This is a genomic window from Parasutterella sp. St.1A3 (assembly GCF_059728705.1).
In genome coordinates this window covers 702,820-722,271 of record NZ_BAAGFK010000001.1, presented here as the reverse complement: position 1 = coordinate 722,271, position 19,452 = coordinate 702,820, and the positions used below count along the sequence as shown (strand labels likewise).

The 19,452-nt window shown below is 50.7% G+C and carries 17 protein-coding genes; 9 read left to right on the top strand and 8 right to left on the bottom strand.

Features of this window, described 5'->3' with window-relative positions:
* Nucleotides 1–6 precede the first annotated feature (6 nt).
* Nucleotides 7–2,535 carry a DNA translocase FtsK gene (locus tag AC6I1F_RS03405; RefSeq protein ID WP_290432891.1) on the bottom strand — a complete coding sequence of 843 codons (2,529 nt, stop codon included), beginning with the start codon at nt 2,533–2,535 and terminating at the stop codon, nt 7–9.
* A gap of 88 nt (nt 2,536–2,623) precedes the next feature.
* Here AC6I1F_RS03405 and trxB point away from each other — a divergent pair, with 88 nt between their 5' ends.
* Together trxB and AC6I1F_RS03395 are read left to right on the top strand one after the other, a co-directional pair.
* Nucleotides 2,624–3,586: a thioredoxin-disulfide reductase gene (trxB, locus tag AC6I1F_RS03400; RefSeq protein WP_160336037.1), complete on the top strand. Its 963-nt coding sequence runs from the start codon at nt 2,624–2,626 to the stop codon at nt 3,584–3,586.
* A gap of 12 nt (nt 3,587–3,598) precedes the next feature.
* Nucleotides 3,599–4,249 carry a Smr/MutS family protein gene (locus tag AC6I1F_RS03395; RefSeq protein WP_289172234.1) on the top strand — a complete coding sequence of 217 codons (651 nt, stop codon included), beginning with the start codon at nt 3,599–3,601 and terminating at the stop codon, nt 4,247–4,249.
* A 31-nt stretch (nt 4,250–4,280) separates the two neighbouring features.
* On the opposite strand, the gene AC6I1F_RS03390 is transcribed toward AC6I1F_RS03395, so the two are convergent.
* From AC6I1F_RS03390 to argH, 3 genes are all read right to left on the bottom strand, one after another.
* Nucleotides 4,281–4,619: a P-II family nitrogen regulator gene (locus AC6I1F_RS03390; RefSeq protein WP_289172233.1), complete on the bottom strand. Its 339-nt coding sequence runs from the start codon at nt 4,617–4,619 to the stop codon at nt 4,281–4,283.
* A gap of 35 nt (nt 4,620–4,654) precedes the next feature.
* Entirely contained in the window at nt 4,655–6,271 is a 1,617-nt protein-coding gene (locus tag AC6I1F_RS03385; RefSeq protein ID WP_290432890.1) for an NAD+ synthase, read from the bottom strand.
* A gap of 132 nt (nt 6,272–6,403) precedes the next feature.
* On the bottom strand, nt 6,404–7,834 hold the full coding sequence (gene argH / locus AC6I1F_RS03380; RefSeq protein ID WP_290432889.1) for an argininosuccinate lyase: 1,431 nt from the start codon (nt 7,832–7,834) through the stop codon (nt 6,404–6,406).
* Nucleotides 7,835–7,992: 158 nt separating this feature from the next.
* On the opposite strand from argH, the gene hemC reads away from it, so the two are divergent.
* From hemC to ppa, 3 genes are read left to right on the top strand one after another with little or no spacing between them, the layout of a single operon-like run.
* A complete protein-coding gene (gene hemC / locus AC6I1F_RS03375) occupies nt 7,993–8,928 on the top strand; it encodes a hydroxymethylbilane synthase (protein WP_289163555.1) in 936 nt (311 codons plus the stop codon).
* Nucleotides 8,925–9,683, top strand: coding sequence for a uroporphyrinogen-III synthase (locus AC6I1F_RS03370; protein ID WP_160336043.1), 759 nt, complete (start codon nt 8,925–8,927; stop codon nt 9,681–9,683). Before hemC ends, AC6I1F_RS03370 begins: the two co-directional genes overlap by 4 nt.
* Before the next feature lie 44 nt (nt 9,684–9,727).
* Nucleotides 9,728–10,261 carry an inorganic diphosphatase gene (gene ppa, locus AC6I1F_RS03365; RefSeq protein WP_160336044.1) on the top strand — a complete coding sequence of 178 codons (534 nt, stop codon included), beginning with the start codon at nt 9,728–9,730 and terminating at the stop codon, nt 10,259–10,261.
* 57 nt (nt 10,262–10,318) lie between these two features.
* Here the strand turns inward: ppa and AC6I1F_RS03360 are convergent, their stop codons facing one another.
* Nucleotides 10,319–11,374, bottom strand: a complete 1,056-nt coding sequence (locus tag AC6I1F_RS03360; RefSeq protein ID WP_289184308.1) for a branched-chain amino acid aminotransferase — start codon at nt 11,372–11,374, stop codon at nt 10,319–10,321.
* 18 nt (nt 11,375–11,392) lie between these two features.
* Nucleotides 11,393–12,709: a metallopeptidase TldD-related protein gene (locus AC6I1F_RS03355; RefSeq protein WP_497801606.1), complete on the bottom strand. Its 1,317-nt coding sequence runs from the start codon at nt 12,707–12,709 to the stop codon at nt 11,393–11,395.
* A 104-nt stretch (nt 12,710–12,813) separates the two neighbouring features.
* Here AC6I1F_RS03355 and yjgA point away from each other — a divergent pair, with 104 nt between their 5' ends.
* The 4 genes from yjgA to gluQRS all read left to right on the top strand — a co-directional run bounded on the left by yjgA (nt 12,814) and on the right by gluQRS (nt 16,783).
* A complete protein-coding gene (gene yjgA / locus AC6I1F_RS03350) occupies nt 12,814–13,356 on the top strand; it encodes a ribosome biogenesis factor YjgA (RefSeq protein WP_251452625.1) in 543 nt (180 codons plus the stop codon).
* Nucleotides 13,349–14,620, top strand: a complete 1,272-nt coding sequence (gene mog / locus AC6I1F_RS03345; RefSeq protein WP_290432887.1) for a molybdopterin adenylyltransferase — start codon at nt 13,349–13,351, stop codon at nt 14,618–14,620. The genes yjgA and mog overlap by 8 nt, the downstream gene beginning before the upstream one ends.
* Before the next feature lie 79 nt (nt 14,621–14,699).
* Complete coding sequence (locus AC6I1F_RS03340; protein ID WP_290432886.1) at nt 14,700–15,872, top strand: mechanosensitive ion channel domain-containing protein; 1,173 nt, start codon at nt 14,700–14,702, stop codon at nt 15,870–15,872.
* Between the two features lie 41 nt (nt 15,873–15,913).
* A complete protein-coding gene (gene gluQRS, locus AC6I1F_RS03335; RefSeq protein WP_160336050.1) occupies nt 15,914–16,783 on the top strand; it encodes a tRNA glutamyl-Q(34) synthetase GluQRS in 870 nt (289 codons plus the stop codon).
* Nucleotides 16,784–16,786: 3 nt separating this feature from the next.
* Here the strand turns inward: gluQRS and AC6I1F_RS03330 are convergent, their stop codons facing one another.
* Nucleotides 16,787–18,148, bottom strand: coding sequence for a DEAD/DEAH box helicase (locus tag AC6I1F_RS03330; RefSeq protein WP_160336051.1), 1,362 nt, complete (start codon nt 18,146–18,148; stop codon nt 16,787–16,789).
* 303 nt (nt 18,149–18,451) lie between these two features.
* Nucleotides 18,452–18,958, bottom strand: a complete 507-nt coding sequence (locus tag AC6I1F_RS03325) for a hypothetical protein (protein WP_290432885.1) — start codon at nt 18,956–18,958, stop codon at nt 18,452–18,454.
* Nucleotides 18,959–19,452 lie beyond the last annotated feature (494 nt).

Sequence of the window (19,452 nt, the reverse complement as noted above, 5' to 3'; positions counted from 1 at the left end):
CTTTCTTTAGTCTTCAAACGACGGAGTTTTCTGCGCAAGCACTTGCCGCTTGCCGTTTTGAGTCGGCGCTGAAACGATGCCCTCCTTCTCCATCTGCTCGATGAGATTGGCCGCACGGTTATAACCAATGCTGAGGCGACGCTGAATATACGAAATCGAAGGCCGATTCTCTGAAATCACCAAATCTACGGCCCGATCATACAAAGCGTTATCCTCACCTCTGGCAGCTCCGCCCGTGCTTACGCTTTCTGCTTCTTCAACCGCTTCCTCTTCCGCAGCGTTCGTCACGCCTTCAACATAGCAAGGCGTACCTTGAGAACGAAGATAGTTCGTCACGTTGTTAATTTCCTCATCCGTCACATACGCGCCGTGAATGCGCTGAAGCGGTTTGCTCGGCCGCATGTAGAACATGTCGCCTCTTCCCAGCAGCTCTTCCGCACCCGGAGTGTTGAGGATCGTCATCGAGTCATAGCGGTTCGAAACCTGGAAACTAATACGCGACGGGCAGTTCGCCTTAATCACGGCAGTCACAACGTCAGTACTCGGCCTCTGAGTGGCCAGAATGACATGCATGCCCGCGGCTCTCGCCTTCTGAGTAAGACGAGTAATCTTGTTTTCAACCTCCTTGCCGTACATCATTAAGAGATCCGAATACTCGTCAACGATAATGATGATATAAGGCATCTTTTCCAACGGAACAGGAGGTTCAACCATCTTGTTCATCAGAGTGATGCCCTGCGCGGCACTTTCTGCAATCTTCTCGTTGTACGCGTCAAAGTTGCGTACACCTGCCATGCGCAGCATCTTATAGCGGCGGTCCATTTCGCGAACACACCAGTTAAGCGCATGAGCCGCTTCAGACATATCGGTAATCACCGGAGTCAGCAGGTGAGGAATATCCTCATACATTCCGAATTCGACCTCTTTCGGGTCAATCAGGATAAGTTTCAGATCGTCCGGGTTGTTTTTATACAGCATGGACAAAATCATCGCGTTCACGCCGACGGATTTACCGGAACCCGTTGTACCGGCCACTAAAAGGTGGGGCGCTTTGGCTAAATCAATGACAACCGGCTCTCCTGCAACATTCTTGCCTAACGCAAGCGTCAGAGGAGAAGTGCTCTGTTTAAAAACCAGACTGTTAATGATTTCTTTAAGATAAATCGTTTGAACAGACTGGCCTGAATTTGGGACTTCCAGCCCGATGCAGTCAATCTCTCTTAAATTCTCAACCACTCGCACATTCGGCTGTCCTAAACCGCGAGCCAAATCCTTTGCGACCTCAACAAATTTCTTGGATTTAACGCCCACCCCCGGCTGTACTTTAAATCGTGTAATGATCGGTCCGGGAAGCGCTGAAAGCACTTTAGCGGTGATCTTATAGTTCTGAAGAATATGTTCAATTCGCTGAGAGGTAAGCCGCAGCTCATCCTGACTGACCGTCGTTTTCTCAAACGGCGGCTCGGTCAGTAGATTCGCACTCGGAAGTTCATATTCATGAACGGTTTCGACGAATGGTGCTTCCTCAGGCATTTCGCCGCTTAATCCGACTGTTTCGCTCTGTTCAACCGGAATATCATCCGTTTCTTCAGCGGTCGGACTCGCCTGGGGAGCCTGCGGGGGCTGCGGGGCCTCCGGAGCTGCCTGAGGCTCTCTGCGGGCTACAAATGTCGGATCGGGCTTAAAATCAATCGGCTCGAATTCATGAATGCCGACAACCTTATCCTCAGGCTTCGGACCGAAGATTTCGCTTTCGGTGACAACCTCCTGCTCCTTGATCGCAGGCTCGACATGCTGCTCATGCGGAGCATGATTGTCCTGAAGCATCTTCTCTCTTTCTTCAATAGAGGCTTTGCCCGCAGCAATATCCTCTTTAGTCTGGCGGATCGCCATAATGCGGCTGCCAATATTTTCCAGTACACGGCCGATACCTTCACACAGACCGATCCAGGAAAAACCGAGGAAAACCGATGCGCTGTAGAGCGCAATAATCAAAAGAAGTACTGTCGCCACCGTGTGGTTCATCCAGTAAAGCATCTCGGATCCGATCGCGCTGCCAAGTACGCCGCCGGTCGTCCCCGGAAGTTCTCCTGAGTAAGAATGAAACCGCAGGAAAAAGAGCGCGCAGGCCGACAGAAGCAGCAGCACGAAAGCGAAAATCCGAAAACCCATCGGATAGATTGTCGTCGTCACAGAGCGCCCTCTGATACGCTTTATTCCGCGAATCAGAAAAAAGAGCGCTCCGGCCGCAAAAATCCATACACCCCAGCCAAACAGCAGATAAATCAGATCAGAAATCCAGGCGCCCGCCGTACCGAAAATATTGGAAACTTCCTGCTCGGATGTAAAGCGCGAAAAACCGGGATCGCTGCTGTTATGCGTCCACAGGATTAAAGACAGCGCGATAAATCCGGCCGTCATACACACGCAAAGAATAAAGCCCCAAAGCTTGCTGATGCCGTTGAATTCCGGACCGGAAGAAGCTGTCGCGGGCGATCTTCTTGCCAAAAACATAGTCTCGATTGTGTTACTCATTGTGTGCTGAAGGTATCTGATTTATAGAAACATAACCTCGCTCTACTATAATCGTCGAGCATTTTTTAATTTATTCGGACGGTATTTTATGTCTAATATTACTGAACATTCTAAAGTTTTGGTCCTCGGTTCCGGTCCTGCCGGATACACTGCAGCTGTTTACGCAGCACGCGCCAATCTCAAACCGACGCTCATTACCGGAATGGAACAAGGCGGTCAGCTCACAACCACTACTGAAGTAGACAACTGGCCCGGAGACCCGAAAGGTGTTATGGGTCCCGAACTGATGAACCGCATGCTTGAGCACGCTGAACGTTTCGAGACAAAGATTGTTTTCGATGAAATCGTTGAAGCGCATCTTCAGGAAAAGCCGCTTCGTTTAGTCGGCAACAACGGTACCTACACCTGCGATACTCTGATTATCGCTACCGGCGCCAGCGCTAAATATCTCGGTATTCCGAGCGAAGAAACCTTCAAGGGCAAAGGCGTTTCCGCCTGCGCAACCTGCGACGGCTTCTTCTACCGCAACCAGGAAGTTGCCATCGTCGGCGGCGGAGACTCTGCGATTAAGGAAGCGATTTATCTCTCCGGCATCGCCAGCAAGGTTCACATGATCCATCGTCGTGATACCTACAGAGCCGAACCGATCATGGTCGACAAACTTAAGGCTGTCGCGGCTGAAGGCAAGATCGTTCTGCACGAGCACTGCACGCTTGATGAAATCCTCGGCGACAACAACGGTGTCAACGCTGTCCGCATCAACAACCTCAAGAGCGGAGAACAGGAAACTATTCCTGTCATGGGCGTCTTTATCGCTATCGGCCATAAGCCCAACACCGACCTCTTCGAAGGTCAGCTCGAGCTGAACAACGGCTATATTGTGACCAAAGGCATTGCCTCCGGCAGCGCTCAGGCGACAAACATCCCCGGCGTTTTCGCAGCCGGCGACGTTCAGGATCAGGTTTATCGTCAGGCGATCACCAGTGCCGCCACAGGCTGTATGGCCGCTCTGGACGCCCAGGAATATCTCGAGCTCAATAACCTCGCATAAGAAGCTGAGAAAATGGCCGGTTCTAAAGAGTCATTCGCTTCCCTGCTCGGACTGAAGGAGACGCTTCGAATTCAGTCCGAAGAGCGCGCTAAGGCCGCAGCGGAAGAAGAGAAAAGGAAAAAAGAGCGCCAAGCCAAAGCTCACGAGTTTGGAAATGCCATGAAGAAGCTCGGCGTTAAGCCCGTTAAGCTTCACAATGATGTTGTCCATCATGAAAAAGCGAAGCCGGATCCTTATCCCCGACAGACTAAGCTTGACAACGAAGCTGTTCTGACGGATTCGCTTTCGGACCATATCAATGCCGATCTATATTTGGATTCGGACGAAAGGCTTTCATACCGAGCCAAAAACATGGCGCCCGATATTCCTAAAAAACTCAGAGCCGGCACCTGGTCAATCAAGGGATCGCTCGATCTTCACGGATATACGTCCGATGAAGCGCGGGCGCTTCTCTCTGTTTTCATCACGGAACAAATGAAAGCAGGTCATCGCGCTGTCCGTATTATCCACGGACAGGGTTTTGGATCCTTTCAAAAGAAGCCCGTGCTGAAGGAAAGAGTCCCGGGATGGCTGATTCAGAAAAAAGAGGTTCTCGCTTTTGTCGAAGCGCCAAGCTTTGACGGCGGAGCCGGAGCGCTGTACGTTCTGCTCGCTCCTCTCTAAAAGAGAATCCTCCGAATTTCGGAGGACTTTTTTAAACCGCTGAGTTTCCGGTTTCACCCGTACGGATGCGTATCACTTCTTCAACCGGCATCACGAAGATCTTTCCGTCTCCGATCTTGTTGGTTCTGGCGGCTTTCATAATCGCCTCCACTGCCATATCGACCAGAGAATCGTCTACAACACACTCAATCTTCATCTTCGGCAGAAAATCCACCACATATTCAGCGCCACGGTACAGTTCCGTGTGTCCTTTCTGTCTGCCGAAACCTTTTACCTCGGTTACGGTCATTCCCTGCACACCAATTTCAGCAAGTGCTTCGCGCACCTCATCAAGCTTGAACGGTTTAATAATTGCGACGATCTGTTTCACGGTCTCTCCTTCGTTTTTTTGAGAGTTTAACACTCTCACAGCTTATATTTATCAGTCACCGGGAACCGCCAATCCCTGCCGAAAGCTACCTTTGTCACTTTCGGTCCGATCGGTGACTGCCGGCGCTTGTACTCTGCTCTCTGAAGCATGGTCAGAACGCGCTGAACGTCTTCATGCTTATAGCCCGCTTTAACTATCTGATGTGTGTCTTCACGCTCTTCAATAAAACGCTTGAGGATGCCGTCGAGCACACCATAGTCGGGAAGCGAGTCCTGGTCTTTCTGATTTTCCCGCAGTTCGGCTGTCGGAGGACGCGTCAGAATAGTTTCCGGAAATACGTTTTGGGCGCGGTTGAGCCAGCGGCATATTTCATAAACCTGAGTTTTATAAACATCCTTGAGCACAGCGTAGCCGCCTGCTAAATCTCCGTACAGCGTTGAGTAGCCGACCGCCATTTCACTCTTGTTTCCGGTTGTGGCCACCATTGAGCTGAATTTATTGGAGATTGCCATCAGAATCACGCCGCGGATTCTGGCCTGAAGATTTTCTTCCGTCACATCCTTCGGTTTTCCCTGAAACTGCCGCGCAAGCATAAATTCAAAAGCGGAGTAGCCGTCCTGAATCGAGATCGTCTCAAAGCGTACGCCGAGGCGATCTGCCAGCGCCAGAGCGTCTCTTCGGCTAAGACTCGAGGTGTAGACGGACGGCATCATCACGGCAAGCGTATTGTCCGCGCCCACGGCATCAACGGCGATCTTAAGAACAAGCGCCGAATCCACGCCGCCGGAAAGTCCAAGGACGATCCCTTTGAATTTATTTTTCTGCACGTAATCACGGAAGCCCGTCACCAAAGCACGATAAAGCAGTTCCACTGCTTCAGGTTGCGGCTCTACAGCGCCTTTAACTACGCGGCCGTTCTCTACGGCAACTTGTCCGAGGGCTGCGTCAAAATAGGCAAGTCTTGCGAGAACGCCCTCCTGCGAACAAGCAAATGAGGCTCCGTCAAAGACAATCTCATCCTGCGCGCCCGCCATATTGACATATACCGCATCCATCCCGAGCGCAGTGACATTGTTTTTGATTTTCTCAAGCCGCTGATTCAGTTTGCCTTCTTCATAAGGTGAAGCGTTTGGAATCAGAAGAATCTGCGCACCTTGGGCTTTTGCGGCCTTGGAGGCGTTTTCAAACCAAACATCCTCACAGACGGCAATGCCAAACACTGTATCTTTTATCTGAAAGACTTGTTTTTGCTCACCGCCGGGAAAGAAATAGCGAGCTTCATCAAACACACCGTAGTTCGGAAGTTCCTTTTTTTCGTAACAAAGAAGAATCTTTCCGCCTTTTACGACCGAGACGCAGTTGTAGAGTTTTCCTTCGCGTCGGCTCGGATGGCCGACAAGAATCGCCAGATTCGGCCAAGCTTCTGAAGCAGTGCGGATTTCTTCAAGTTTCAGACCGCAGTCGCGGATGAAGCTGTCCATAAGCAGAAGATCTTCCGGCGGGTATCCGCAGACAGACAATTCCGGCGTCAGAAGAATATCCGAGTTCTGAGCGGCTTTGCCGGCAGCCTCAAGAATTCGTGCGGTATTGCCCTGAAGATCGCCCGCTGTCTGATTCAGCTGAGCCAGTGTGATAATGATTCTTTCAGACATAAACTTTCTCAAAACGTATCGTTTTAATAATAAGAGATTGCGTGCGCAGATAACGGATTCAGACGCTCAGCTCGTCATAAAAAAAGAGCCGGCGTTTTAATTCCGACTCTCTTTGTTCAGCTGACTTTTAATTTAGCTGCGGTTTTTCAGACGGTCTTTCCAAATCTGTACCTGACGCATTACCTGAATCGGAGCGGTGCCTCCGGTATGATTTCTCGCCGCGACGGAGCCTTCAAGGGTAAGACTTTCATACACGTCGGGTCCGACCTTGTCCGAGAACTCGCGCAGTTCTTCCAAGGAAAGATCATGAAGCGCGCAGCCCTTTTCCGAGGCGAGGCGAACTGCGCAGCCCACTGCTTCATGCGCGTCCCGGAACGGCAGTCCCTTGCGCACAAGATAATCGGCAAAATCAGTCGCTGTCGGGAATCCGAGCATCACCGCTTCTCTCAGGCGGTCCTTACGAACTTCAATTCCGGGGATCATCTCGATGAACGCTCTCAGTGTATCTTTGACTGTGTCGATCGTGTCAAAGAGAGGTTCTTTATCTTCCTGATTGTCCTTGTTATAGGCAAGCGGCTGACCTTTCATCAGCATGAGCAGACCCATCAGGTGTCCCACAACTCGTCCGGACTTGCCTCGAGCTGCCTCGGGAACATCCGGGTTCTTCTTCTGAGGCATGATGGATGAACCGGTTGTAAAACGGTCCGGCAGCATGATGTAGCCGAAATTGGTATTCATCCAATAGATTAGCTCTTCAGAAAGACGGGAAATGTGCACCATGATCAGAGAGGCGCAGGAGCAGAACTCAACTGCAAAATCACGGTCGCTGACAGAATCCAGAGAATTCTGCGTTACACCTTCAAAACCGAGGAGCTCCGCTGTGTATTCACGGTCGATCGGATAAGTGGTGCCCGCGAGCGCGGCTGCGCCCAGGGGTGAACGATTGACGCGCTTGCGGCAGTCGAGCAGACGTTCGCGATCTCTCTCAAACATTTCCGCATAGGCAAGGAAGTGGTGACCGAGCGTAATCGGCTGAGCAACCTGCATATGCGTGTAGCCCGGCATGATCGTGTCGACATTTTTTTCAGCCACGTGCAGCAGAGACTCCTGAAGATGGGTCAGCAGCTTCACGATCTGATCAATTTCATTTCTCAGGTATAAACGAATATCCACCGCAACCTGGTCGTTTCGGCTGCGGCCGGTATGAAGACGCTTGCCCGCGTCCCCGACTAATTCAGTGAGTCTTGCCTCGATATTCAGGTGAACATCTTCCAGTTCAAGCTTCCAATCAAAGCGTCCGGTTTTGATTTCCTGAAGAATCTGGCGCATGCCGCGCTCAATATCTTTAAGGTCGGATTGGCTGATGATCCCGCACTTTGCGAGCATCTTAGCGTGCGCGACAGAACCGGCAATATCTGCTTCGGCCATGCGTTTGTCAAAATTCACACTCGCCGTGTAACGCAACACAAATTCGGCCATAGGCTCAGAAAAGCGTCCGCTCCAAGCCTCCTTTTTAGAAGCAAGCGGATCGGCGTGTACTGAGTTGTGATTAATTTGGGCCATAGCAACAATAACTATTTAAAAAAAGAAGATATTATATAGAATCCGCCGACTGAGCATCTTAACCAAGACTAGAATTTGGCGACGTTTTTTCTAATCTGCGCGTAACATTCCGTTGCTACACTAACGAAGTTATTTATTCAACTTCTGATGCAGTCACAATGACACAGGAAAACAAATTAATCATTGCCAGCCGTGAGAGTCCTCTTGCGCTTTGGCAGACAAAACACGTTCAGTCCGTCCTGAAAGAAAAATTCCCGGAACTTGACGTAGAAATTCTCGGTATCACAACCAAAGGCGACAAAATTCTAGGCGTCACTTTGTCCAAAGTCGGCGGCAAAGGACTTTTTGTTAAAGAACTGGAAGCCGCGATGCTCGAGGGCAAAGCCCAGTTTGCGGTTCACAGTCTGAAAGACGTTCCGATGACGCTGTTCAAACCTTTTGTGCTTGCCGCTGTCATGAAGCGAGAAGACCCACGCGACTGCTTCGTCTCACAGAAATATGAGCGTCTGGAAGACATGCCGGCGGGTTCCGTTGTCGGAACCGCGAGTCTCAGACGCGAACTGATGCTGAAAGCTCGATTCCCGCACCTCAAGGTCGAAATGATCAGAGGCAATGTCGGCACACGTCTTTCCAAGCTGGACGCCGGCTTATACGACGGGCTCGTTATGGCAAGCGCCGGCCTCAAGCGTCTTGGACTCAGCGAAAGAATCCGCTCTCTTATTCCGCCTGAAGTTTCTCTTCCGGCGCCCGGACAAGGCGCGATCGGCATTGAAGCGGTGGAAGGAGACGAAGTCACGCTGCAGTATCTGAGCACTCTGAACGACGAAGAAACACGTTTATGCACGAGAGCTGAACGCGCGGTTTCCTTCGCATTCGGCGGTTCCTGTCAGGTTCCCCTTGCAGCTTACGCCACCATTGAGGACGGTCAGATGTTTCTTCGCGCACTCGTGGGCAACCACATGACCGGTGAGTTTGTTTATTCCGAGCTCACGGCTGCGGCCGACACGCCGGAGAACAACGCCGAAGTCATCGTTCGCGATCTGAAGGAAAAAGGCGCTGAACGTCTGCTTCGCGAAGTGCTGAATCCGGCATGAAATCCATTCTGGTCATGAAGCCCGGGCGTGAGGGAAAGGCGGCAGCGGAAGCGGCTGCCAAAGGCGGCATGCCTGTCTTTTTTTGGCCCGCCTTCTCCTTTCGCAGTGCAAAGCGCAGTCAGGCGGATATTGAGAAGCTTGTGCAGGAAGCTCGAGACGGAGCGCTTCTGATTGTTGTCAGTCCCGCCGCGGTTCGCTGCCTTTCTGAGATCGTTCCTGATTTTCCGGACAGCACGCATTTTGCCGCGGTCGGCGCCCCGAGTGCCGAGCTCATTCAAAAGTATTGGCCGAACACCAAGCGCGCGATTTTCCCGAAGGGAACATCACTGCAGAGCGGATCAGAGCTGCTTTTTGACGAACTGAAGGCGCTCGGTCTTCCCAAGAAAGCGATCATTCTGCGAGGACAGACGGGCCGAGAGTTCCTCTTTGAAGAGCTTCAAAAAGCCGGCGTGGATGTCCGCAAAGAAGTCATCTACCGGCGCATCCCTTTCAAGGCGTCTGAGGAAGAAAAAGCACAGCTTGAGCAGACTCCTCCTGCCGCGGTGTATTTAACAAGTTCGGACTCCGCAGATATTCTTTTAGAAAACGTATGCGAATCCATGCGTGAATCTATCAAAGACGCCGCTGTTCTGACGATTCATCCGCGTATTGCAGAACGGCTGCATGAACTCGGTTTCCCGCGCGTCTCACTGATTGATTCACACGATCCGAACTTAATCCATGAACTCTGTCGTTTGGCACGGAGCTCTGAGTAATACTAAAATTAAACTTTTATTTTCCATCGAGTCGAGAGTTAAATATGGATATGTCAAAAATTAGTGCGGGGCGCGATCTTCCGCATGACTTCAACTGCGTCATTGAAATCCCCGCGCAGAGCGATCCTGTCAAATATGAAGTAGACAAAGAAAGCGGCGCGCTTCTGGTTGACCGTTTTATCGGTACCTCCATGCGTTATCCCGCCAACTACGGTTTCATTCCTCAGACACTCGGCGATGACGGAGACCCGGTTGACGTCTGCGTTATCACTCCGTTCCCTCTTCTTGCCGGTTCCGTCATTCGCTGCCGTCCGCTCGGCATGCTGCTGATGGAAGACGAAAGCGGCGGTGACATGAAGATGCTGGCTGTTCCGGTTCAGAAGCTGACTCCGAGATACAACAAGGTCAACACCATTGAAGATGTACCTGAAGATCTTCTGGCTCAGATCCGTCACTTCTTTGAACACTACAAAGATCTGGAAAAAGGCAAGTGGGCCAAGGTTTCCGGATGGACAGGTCCTGAAGAAGCCTGCAAAGTGATTATGGACGGTGTAGAAGCCTACAAAAAAGCTGAATAATGTTTAGCGCAAAAAAATCCCGAGAGTTTTTTCCCGGGATTTTTTTTGCCTTATGACTTATTTGATCTTATAGATCCAGCCTTCAGGACCTTTGACCGTACCCATCTGGATGCCGGTCAGAGTTTCTCTCAGTTTTGTGCAGACCGGTCCCATTTTTTCCATACCGGAAGGAAGATAAATATCGCCGTCAGGCGTATTGATCATGCCGATCGGAGCGAGTACCGCAGCTGTGCCGCAGAGCGCGCCTTCCTGCATGTCTTTCAGCTCGTCAAGACGAACTTTTCTTTCTTCTACCTTCATACCGAGAATATCGCGGGCGACCTCAACGAGTGAGCGGCGTGTAATCGAAGGAAGAATAGAGTCAGACTTAGGAACAACAATCGTTCCTTCTTTATCCACAAACAGCAGGTTCGCGCCGCCTGTTTCTTCAATGTAAGTACGAGTGGCCGGGTCAAGGTAAATGTTTTCCGCATAGCCCATGCGATGGGCCTCCATGGTCGGGTGCAAACTCATCGCATAGTTGAGGCCTGCCTTAATGTCCCCCGTTCCGCGCGGCGCCGCGCGGTCAAATTCAGGAATAGTGAGCTTCAGAGGCTTAATCGCGCCTTTGAAGTACGCGCCAACCGGCATGACAAAAATTCTGAAAATAAATTCGTTGGCCGGAGCAACGCCAATCTGAGGGCCGGAGCCGATCATGACGGGGCGAATATAAAGCGTAGCTCCGGTACCGTACGGAGGAACCCAATCGGCGTTAACACGAACCACTTCTTCAACCGCCTTTACAAACAGCTCTTTCGGGAATTCAGGCATTTCCAGGCGCGCTGCACTATGCTGCATGCGTTCTGCGTTTTGATCGGGGCGGAATGTAACGATGTGGCCGTCAACGGTTTCATATGCCTTCAGACCTTCGAAACAGCACTGAGCGTAATGGAAAACGCAGGCGGCTTCTGAAAGCTCAATATTCGGGTCCGAAATCAGCTTGCCTTCGGACCATTTGCCGTCTTTCCACTCAGCCTGGAAACGAAAATCTGTCGGTGTGTATCCGAATCCAAGCTTGCTCCAATCGATATCTTTTTTCATGTTGTGACTTCTCCTTGATAACTCACTATCAATAACTTCTATATTACTTTTTTAACTGCCTGCTACGGTCATTTCCGCTAGAAGAGTGGAACCGCACCGAACCACGCCGTTAAGATCATAATCTTCAGCCATCGCGTCAAACCCGAGAAACATATCCCGAAGGTTTCCCGCGACCGTAATGTTTTCGACGGGGTAGCAGATTTCTCCGTTTTCCACCCAGAAGCCCGAAGCGCCCTGAGAGTAGTCTCCCGTCGTTAAATTAATACCCTGCCCCATTGTTTCCGTGACGAGCAGTCCCCGATCCATTCTATGAAGCAGAGAGACAAGTGTCGGCTCACTCGCTTCATCGCGGTTTCGGAAGAAGAGATTAAATGGGCCGCCGGCGTTGCCGGTCGTTTCCATACCAAGCTTACGCGCGGTGTAGGTTGAAAGGAACAGCCCTCTTAATATGCCCTGATCGACAATAAGCCTTTCCGAAGGAAGCACGCCCTCGTCATCAAACGGGGCCGAGCCGTACGCGCCGGGAACAAAAGGATTTTCCACAATCGTCAGCTTGTCAGAGAACACTTTCGTGTCGAGCGCATTTTTCAAAAAGCTCATATCCCTATAGAGCATTGCTCCGGAGACAGCCCGAGTAAAACATCGGAACAAAGAGCGAGCCGCAGGCGCCTCAAAGATAACCGGACATTTTTGAGTCTTCAGAGAACGCGGAGAAAGCGCGCTTACCGCGCGGCGCGCCGCGATTTGTCCCATTTCTTCCGGTGATAAAAGATCATGCGGGCTCGTACCCAGGGAATACCACGAACCGTTCTGCATGCCGTTTTTATCACGCGCCACCAGTGAAACGTCTATTGAGTGATTACTGAACGGATAACCCGCAAGGAATCCTTCTGTATTTCCGAACACAAAACTGCCGACTGAAGAGTTGATCCCGGCGCCGTCTGAATTCACGATCTGCGGGCTGTAATCACGGCCTGCGCGCTCAGCCCTAACGGCGATATCCGTCATTTCTTCCACCGAAATATCCCAAGGGTGGCAAAGGTTCAGATTTCTCGGCTTTAAACACAGACGGTCCGCAGGCGGCAGTCCCGCGTCTTTGTCCTCCGCGGTATAGCGAGCCATATCAACCGCCGCTCGGATTGTATTTTCGATTGATTTCGGCGAGAGATCTCCGCTGGAGGCTGACGCTCTGGATTTGCCGATGTAGACGCAAATAGAAAAGCTTCGGTCTCTTGTGTACTCAATTGATTCCGTATCAAAGTTTCTCACTGTGACGCAGCGGCCCTTTTCATCGCTGACTTCGGCGGCCGCGGAAGAGGCGCCAAGTTTCAGAGCCGTCTCCAATGCGTGAGAAACAAGCGCCTTCATTTCTTCAGCGCTACTTATTGTGGGAGTTCCCATCGTTATGTACTCTCTATTATTAGTTTCTGAGTTTATGATAGCGCTAGTTGACCAACACAGAATGAATTGTCATGACAACAAGCGACTTAGAAGAAGAGGACTACGGCCCGAGTAAAAGCGAGCTTAAAAGAAGAGCGGAGCATCTGCAGGCGCTCGGAAAAGAACTGACGGAACTTGGCGCGGAAACTCTTGCCAAGATTGATCTGCCGGATAACATTGTCAAAGAAATTGAAGAATTCCGCAGACTGAGATCTTTCGGCGCGAAACGACGCCAGCTGCAGCTGATCGGAAAACTTATGCGACAGCTTGACGCCGATGCGGTCCGTGTCGCGATCGATCGCGCCACCGGGAATGATCGAGCCGCGGTCTCGGCGCTGCATAAGAGCGAAAGGCTTCGTGACGCGCTGATCGCCGAAGACGATGCGCTGACTAAATTTATCGAGCAGTTTCCCGAAGCGGATGTTCAGGAAGTACGCCAGCTGATCCGCAACGCAAGAAAAGAAGCTCAGGGCAGCAAACCGCCCAAGAGTGCCAGGGCGCTGTACAAATTGATTTATGCGCTGGTTCTGCCGCCGATCTCACTTGAAGCGGCTGAAGAGGAAGAAGATGAGTAAGAATCGCAAAACAAAAATCGGCTTAGTTTCTATTTCAGATCGAGCTTCCGAAGGAACCTATCGAGACAAAGGGATCCCGGCGCTGGAAGACTGGCTGAAGCAGGCGCTGCTGTCCGACTATGAAACTGTCAGCGCTTTAATCCCTGATGAGCAGCCGCTGATCGAAGCGACACTTAAGCGTCTCTGTGACGAAGACGGATGCGACTTAATTCTGACCACCGGAGGCACCGGTCCTTCCCGCAGAGACGTGACGCCTGAAGCGACGCTTGCCGTTGCGACACGCGTTATGCCGGGTTTTGGAGAACAGATGCGCGCTGTTTCTCTCGCTTTTGTTCCGACCGCGATTCTTTCCCGTCAGGTCGGCGTTTTGAGAGAGATCGAGGATCATGCCGCGCTGATCCTCAACCTGCCCGGTCAGCCTAAAGCGATCGCTGAAACCCTGCAGGGGCTCCCGTCCAAGGGGATTCACGGAATTTTTGCCGCGATTCCCTACTGCATTGAACTTATCGGAGGCCCCTCGATAGAGACACGTCCCGAGATCGTCAAAGTGTTCAGACCGAAATCAGCCGAACTGCCTGAAATCATTGAAAAGCAAGTCATTGAACCGGCTGAAGGCAAAGCGGACTCCGCTTTCATCATGCTTCACGGCTTAGGCGCCGACAGCAGTGACTTCGCGCACTTCAGAGAGGAGCTGATCGCGTGCGGCGCTCCGATGGAACAGACTCGTTTTATTCTCCCGAGCGCTCCTGTTCGTCCCATTTCGATGAATAACGGCTATCCGATGAAGGGATGGTTTGATTTATTCAGCCTGGACAACATCGACAAAGAAGATGAAGCCGGCCTGCTTGAGACCTGGAAAATCATTGAGCGACTGATTGCTCAGGAAGAGACTAAAGGAATTGATCGCTCCAGAATCTTTTTAGGCGGTTTTTCCCAGGGCGGATGCATGGCGCTTTTCTCCGCTCTGAAGATGACGCGTCCGATCGGCGGGATTATCGGCATCAGCTGTTATCTTCCGCTGATGAGCCGCTACGATGCGGAGCATGTCGGCGACGGCATTCTCTCTCCGATTTTTGTCGGCTACGGCAAGCAGGACAATATTGTTCCGCCGTCCTTTACCGAGATATCCATTAACGAGCTTCGCAAACTTGGCGCGACGGATCTCTGGTCTAAAGGCTATCCTGGCATTGAACACAACATGTGTTTGGAAGAGGTTCAGGACCTTTCCGATTTCCTGGAAAGATGCCTGAACGGCAATCCGTAACATCCTAATTTGAGGGGTAGGCGCCGCATGGCGCCTTTTTTTGCCTCTATATTGACAAAGTCGAAGATAAGAGGCGCTAATGACAGATCTCATGGACAAAATAATCACCGGCTCGGAAACTATTCTCAAGCCGCTTGAGATGACCCTATTTACGATTGGCGGATCAGAGATCAGCACTTTCGACATTCTCGAATTTGTGCTTGTTTTTCTCGTCGCCTACTGGCTCGGCAAGATTAGCGAGAGCAGTATTAAGCGTATCGGCAATCGTCACGGTTCCGTCCGTCCGGAATCTTTGTCGATGCTGGCCCGTTTCGTTCACTGGTCCATCATCGGTATCGGCATTCTGATCGGTTTATCGATGATCGGTCTGCCGATTACGCACTTAGCGATTTTAGTTTCAGCCCTCTCTGTTGGTATCGGCTTCGGGCTGCAGACGATTGTGAACAACTCAGTCGCGGGTCTAATTCTTATCTCTGAGCGCGCAGTCAGTTTAGGCGACATTATCGGCACGCCGGACGGCAAAGTCGGCAGGGTCACCATGATTACGATTCGCGCAACGCGCATCGTCACGCCGACCGGAGAGGACATCATTATTCCGAATGCCTCTCTGATTAATAAATCGTTCACGAATTACACCATGGACCGACGCGGCGTCCGCAAGATTTTCCCGTTCTCCATACCCTACGACATTGATTTCAGGAAAGTCAAAGAGATTATTGAAAAAGCCGCGGTCAGTGTCCCTTACTGCATTAAGCCCGATGAACTTCACGAAGTTGAATGCGGCATCACCGGATTCGGTAACTTCGGCATTAATGTGGAGCTAGTGGTTTGGGTGGATCCGGTTGAACTGATGGAACCTTATCGATTAGAAGCCGCTTTTCTCAATGCGATTAATGACGCCTGCGTCGCAAACGGCATCGTAATGCCGGGACCGTCTTACGGCGTGACCGTTTCACCGACTCCGACGCCGGTCGGATTCTCTGCTCAGGTTTCCGGAAGCACTTCGACGGTCCCTGCAAATCTTCAGGCCCCGGCCGCATCATCAAAAATTCCGCCGGCCGATCCGAACGCATCGGCAAAAGCCATCGGCGCTCCGACGATTTCTCCCGCAGCGGCCGCCTCCATTATCGGTTATCCGCAGACTTCTATTGAGAACGCCTCTAAACCGAAGGAAGAAGGCGAATCTGAAGAGAAGGAGTCAGACGACGAAGACGAGGAATCTTCCGGAGGATTTTTCTTTAAGAAGAAGTAAGATCGTTAGAATGTTATAAATTCAACAGATAGGTGACATTCTTGGCTGATTACGTCGGACGTTTTGCACCCTCGCCCACAGGCCCGCTTCATGCGGGAAGCTTGGCGTGTCTTCTTGCCAGTTACTTAGACGCTAAAGCGCATTACGGCCGCTGGCTGATTCGTATTGAAGACATCGATCCTGCCAGGGAGCCGGAGCACTGCGCTCAGCAGCAGCTGGAGCTCATGGAAAAGCTTCAGGTTCACAGTGACGGACCGATTCTTTTTCAATCCGACAGAAACGACGCTTATGAGAAGCGTCTGGCAGAGCTGCAGAAAAAAGGGCTTGTATACGGATGCGCATGCTCACGCAAATCTATTGAAGAGCAGGATCTCAGGCTTAATCTTCCCAAAGGCGTTTATCCCGGAACATGCCGCGGCGGCACGCACGGGAAACCGGTGCGAGCGCTTCGTTTTCTCACTCGTTCGCATCCTGTTGTCTTTACGGACAGGCTCTGCGGCACTTTTATGCAGAACGTTGAAAGAGAGGTCGGAGATATTGTACTCAAACGTGCGGACGGTCTTTGGGCCTATCAGCTTGCAGTTGTCACTGATGACGCGTATCAGGGCGTCACCCATATTGTTCGAGGGCAGGACCTGCTGGACAACACTCCGCGTCAAATTCTTCTTCAGAGAGCGCTGGGAGTACGCACCCCTGAGTATATGCATATTCCCTTAGTGACACACGAGGACGGGCAGAAGCTCTCAAAACAGAACGGCGCGAAAGCCGTTGACGCTGAAAATTTAGAAGCTGAAACAGCAAAAGCCTGGAAGCATTTAGGCTTCGAGGCTTTTGATTTCGACACGCTACCGGAGTTTTATGCGGAAGCGACGAAGCGCTGGCGCAGTTATCTCAGCGGTAAAAAATACTGATCTTTATTTTCTGCCGCTGCCGCCGAGCAGGACCGCGCGCGGCCGGCCGTTCTTTTCGCTTCTCTGCAGACGAGGCGCCTGTGCGGCTTTACTCTCTTTCGCATCTGACGGAACATAAGGCTGCGTAAAGAACGCATCCAAGTGTTCCTCCGGCTTCTCGTAGCTATAGCTGCGGGTGGTTCTGCGTTTGATTCTGTGCGCTTCGGGCGTCAGACTCTTCACATCGAATTTCTTCTTCAGCATTCTTTCAATTGCCTCGAAAGAGCGTGAATCAGCCGGCGTCACGAGCATTTGCGCCAAACCTTTTTGTCCAGCCCGGCCTGTTCTTCCGATTCGATGAACATAATCCTCGGAAATAAAAGGCACGTCAAAATTGATCACAAGCGGCAGTTCTGCAATATCGAGTCCTCGTGCCGCAACATCTGTTGCAACCAGAATATTAAGCGCGCCCGACTTAAAGTCGCCAAGGATCTTTAAGCGCTCGTCCTGGGTTTTATCTCCGTGAATAGCGTCGGCATTCAACCCGTAGTCCTGAAGATTTTTAGAAAGGCGTCTGGCCGTCAGTTTTGAATTGACAAAAACGATTGTCTGCAGAGGATTTCCGTTGGCGTCAAGTGCGCGGCTTTCGAGCAAATCGATCAAGGCGTCGCGTTTTTGAGTTTCCTGAACCTTATAGACTTCCTGGGTAATCGTCGAAGCCGTTGTATTTCTCTGCGCAACAGTAACCAGGACTGGGTCAACAAGGAAGTTCCCGGCTAATTTTTTAATTTCCAGTGAGAAAGTCGCCGAGAACAGCAGATTTTGGCGTTTTTTCGGCAATTTGTTCAGGATGCGCGAGATATCCGGCAGAAATCCCATATCGAGCATTCTGTCGGCCTCATCGAGCACGACAATACTGACCTGATTGAGGTTGGTACTTTTCTGTTCCAAGTGATCAAGCAGGCGTCCCGGTGTCGCGATTAAAACTTCCACGCCCTTTCGCACCTGTTCAATCTGCGGCTTGATATCGACACCGCCGTAGACGACACCGACACGCAGCGGAGTCTTGGCGGCAAAGTTGGAAAGCGCCTCTGCTGTTTGGTCTGCAAGTTCTCGAGTCGGCGAGAGGACAAGAATGCGCACAGGATGCCGCGCAGGCGACATGCTGGTATTTGCATCTTTCAGGATATTTTGAAGTGCCGGAAGACCGAAGCCGGCAGTTTTACCGGTTCCCGTCTGAGCCGCGGCAAGCATGTCCTTACCTTCAAGCACCAAAGGGATTGCTTTGCATTGGATCGGTGTTGGTTTCTCATAGCCCATTTCTTGGATCGCCTGGAGCAGACGAGGATCCAAACCGAATTGTAAAAAGTCTTGACAATCAGACATTGATATTTTTTTCAATAAAAAAGGAATTGTACAACCTATGAAGTACGGCTCTCGTAAATCGTATCTAGGTTATTCCTTTCTTGGGAACATTGAAAAGCTTACAAATTCTGACTGATCCGCAGTGCGCTGTTAAATGGATACTGACCGCCGGTGCTTTTTATCACTCGTCAGGAAGCATCCGACACTCACGCATTTAAACATCCAGCGCAATAGACAAACTGAGAAAATGCCGTGATTTCTCCGTTCAGCATAAACAGCAATCAGCCGCCCGGGAAGACGGCTTATCCTGAAAAGATAGGACGATCAGTTCATGTAGTCATACCCAAAGAATGCGGCCATCTGCTCCCATTCCCTTTCTTCTTCCTTACTGAGGCCCAGGGATGAGAATCTTCTGCGGTATTTAAGCGTCTGGCAGTCCGGATCGGCTAGAAGATATTGCGATTCTGCTTCAGGATCAAGATCGAATAAATTGTTCCCCTCAAAAAAATTTGTGAAGTAATCTTCTCTGAAGCATTCGGCCGCCGTGATTGTTGCTTCATCGGATTCGCCGCAGTACTCCTTAGACAAAGGTTCATCCATCGTATTTCCGAGTTCCTTAAGGCCGTTTACGAGCAATATTTTCTTTAGTGCCCACCAATAAGGACCGTAAGAAAGATATTCGTCATTGTTCTTGAGTAAACGATCCTTAATTACTTCGCAAGCGTGCGCTACGAAGTCCTCGCGTCCCGTCTGATCCTTCAGAGCTGCTTTTGCCGAGTCAATCTGTTCCTGAAGGAACTTCGGATCAAACTTAAATTCTGAATATGCCATTTACTTTCCCTCCTACTACTCATGTTGTCGACCGCATCGAATTCTCTACTTCATATATTACATATTTTTAACGCATACGGAAGATGGTATTTTTCGTGTAAAAAACCTAGGTTGAAGCTCGGACCTCTGTCTGAATATGATCAGAGAACTCGTTTCTTACAGGCTGAATATTTAACTCTGCATAGCTGACGTCTTTACTGTCGGGACTGCTTTTCTAAGGGCTATTTATGTGGTTAAAAACGATTAACGGTACCGCAGAAGAACGTCGAAAAAGATCTTTCAAACTCAGGAGGCAGCACATATAATCAATGCATATAGGGGCAATATGAAGAATTTTTTAGGAAAGTTGAAAAGCTTTTTATTAGAGGCGCTGCGCATTTCTATCGTCATATGCTCGCTTCCGTTTTTATTGATCGGAATGATAGTCTTTAACCCTTGGATGATTGCAGCAGCTATCCTCTTCGGATTAATGTGCTTCGTCATCCTTATAAGCC

What these genes read in the sequence shown, in the direction of transcription:
- AC6I1F_RS03405 (WP_290432891.1), bottom strand. Translation starts at nt 2,535, where the DNA reads ATGAGTAACACAATCGAGACTATGTTTTTGGCAAGAAGATCGCCCGCG.
- trxB (WP_160336037.1), top strand. Translation starts at nt 2,624, where the DNA reads ATGTCTAATATTACTGAACATTCTAAAGTTTTGGTCCTCGGTTCCGGT.
- AC6I1F_RS03395 (WP_289172234.1), top strand. Translation starts at nt 3,599, where the DNA reads ATGGCCGGTTCTAAAGAGTCATTCGCTTCCCTGCTCGGACTGAAGGAG.
- AC6I1F_RS03385 (WP_290432890.1), bottom strand. Translation starts at nt 6,271, where the DNA reads ATGTCTGAAAGAATCATTATCACACTGGCTCAGCTGAATCAGACAGCG.
- argH (WP_290432889.1), bottom strand. Translation starts at nt 7,834, where the DNA reads ATGGCCCAAATTAATCACAACTCAGTACACGCCGATCCGCTTGCTTCT.
- hemC (WP_289163555.1), top strand. Translation starts at nt 7,993, where the DNA reads ATGACACAGGAAAACAAATTAATCATTGCCAGCCGTGAGAGTCCTCTT.
- AC6I1F_RS03370 (WP_160336043.1), top strand. Translation starts at nt 8,925, where the DNA reads ATGAAATCCATTCTGGTCATGAAGCCCGGGCGTGAGGGAAAGGCGGCA.
- ppa (WP_160336044.1), top strand. Translation starts at nt 9,728, where the DNA reads ATGGATATGTCAAAAATTAGTGCGGGGCGCGATCTTCCGCATGACTTC.
- AC6I1F_RS03355 (WP_497801606.1), bottom strand. Translation starts at nt 12,709, where the DNA reads ATGAAGGCGCTTGTTTCTCACGCATTGGAGACGGCTCTGAAACTTGGC.
- yjgA (WP_251452625.1), top strand. Translation starts at nt 12,814, where the DNA reads ATGACAACAAGCGACTTAGAAGAAGAGGACTACGGCCCGAGTAAAAGC.
- mog (WP_290432887.1), top strand. Translation starts at nt 13,349, where the DNA reads ATGAGTAAGAATCGCAAAACAAAAATCGGCTTAGTTTCTATTTCAGAT.
- AC6I1F_RS03340 (WP_290432886.1), top strand. Translation starts at nt 14,700, where the DNA reads ATGACAGATCTCATGGACAAAATAATCACCGGCTCGGAAACTATTCTC.
- AC6I1F_RS03330 (WP_160336051.1), bottom strand. Translation starts at nt 18,148, where the DNA reads ATGTCTGATTGTCAAGACTTTTTACAATTCGGTTTGGATCCTCGTCTG.
- AC6I1F_RS03325 (WP_290432885.1), bottom strand. Translation starts at nt 18,958, where the DNA reads ATGGCATATTCAGAATTTAAGTTTGATCCGAAGTTCCTTCAGGAACAG.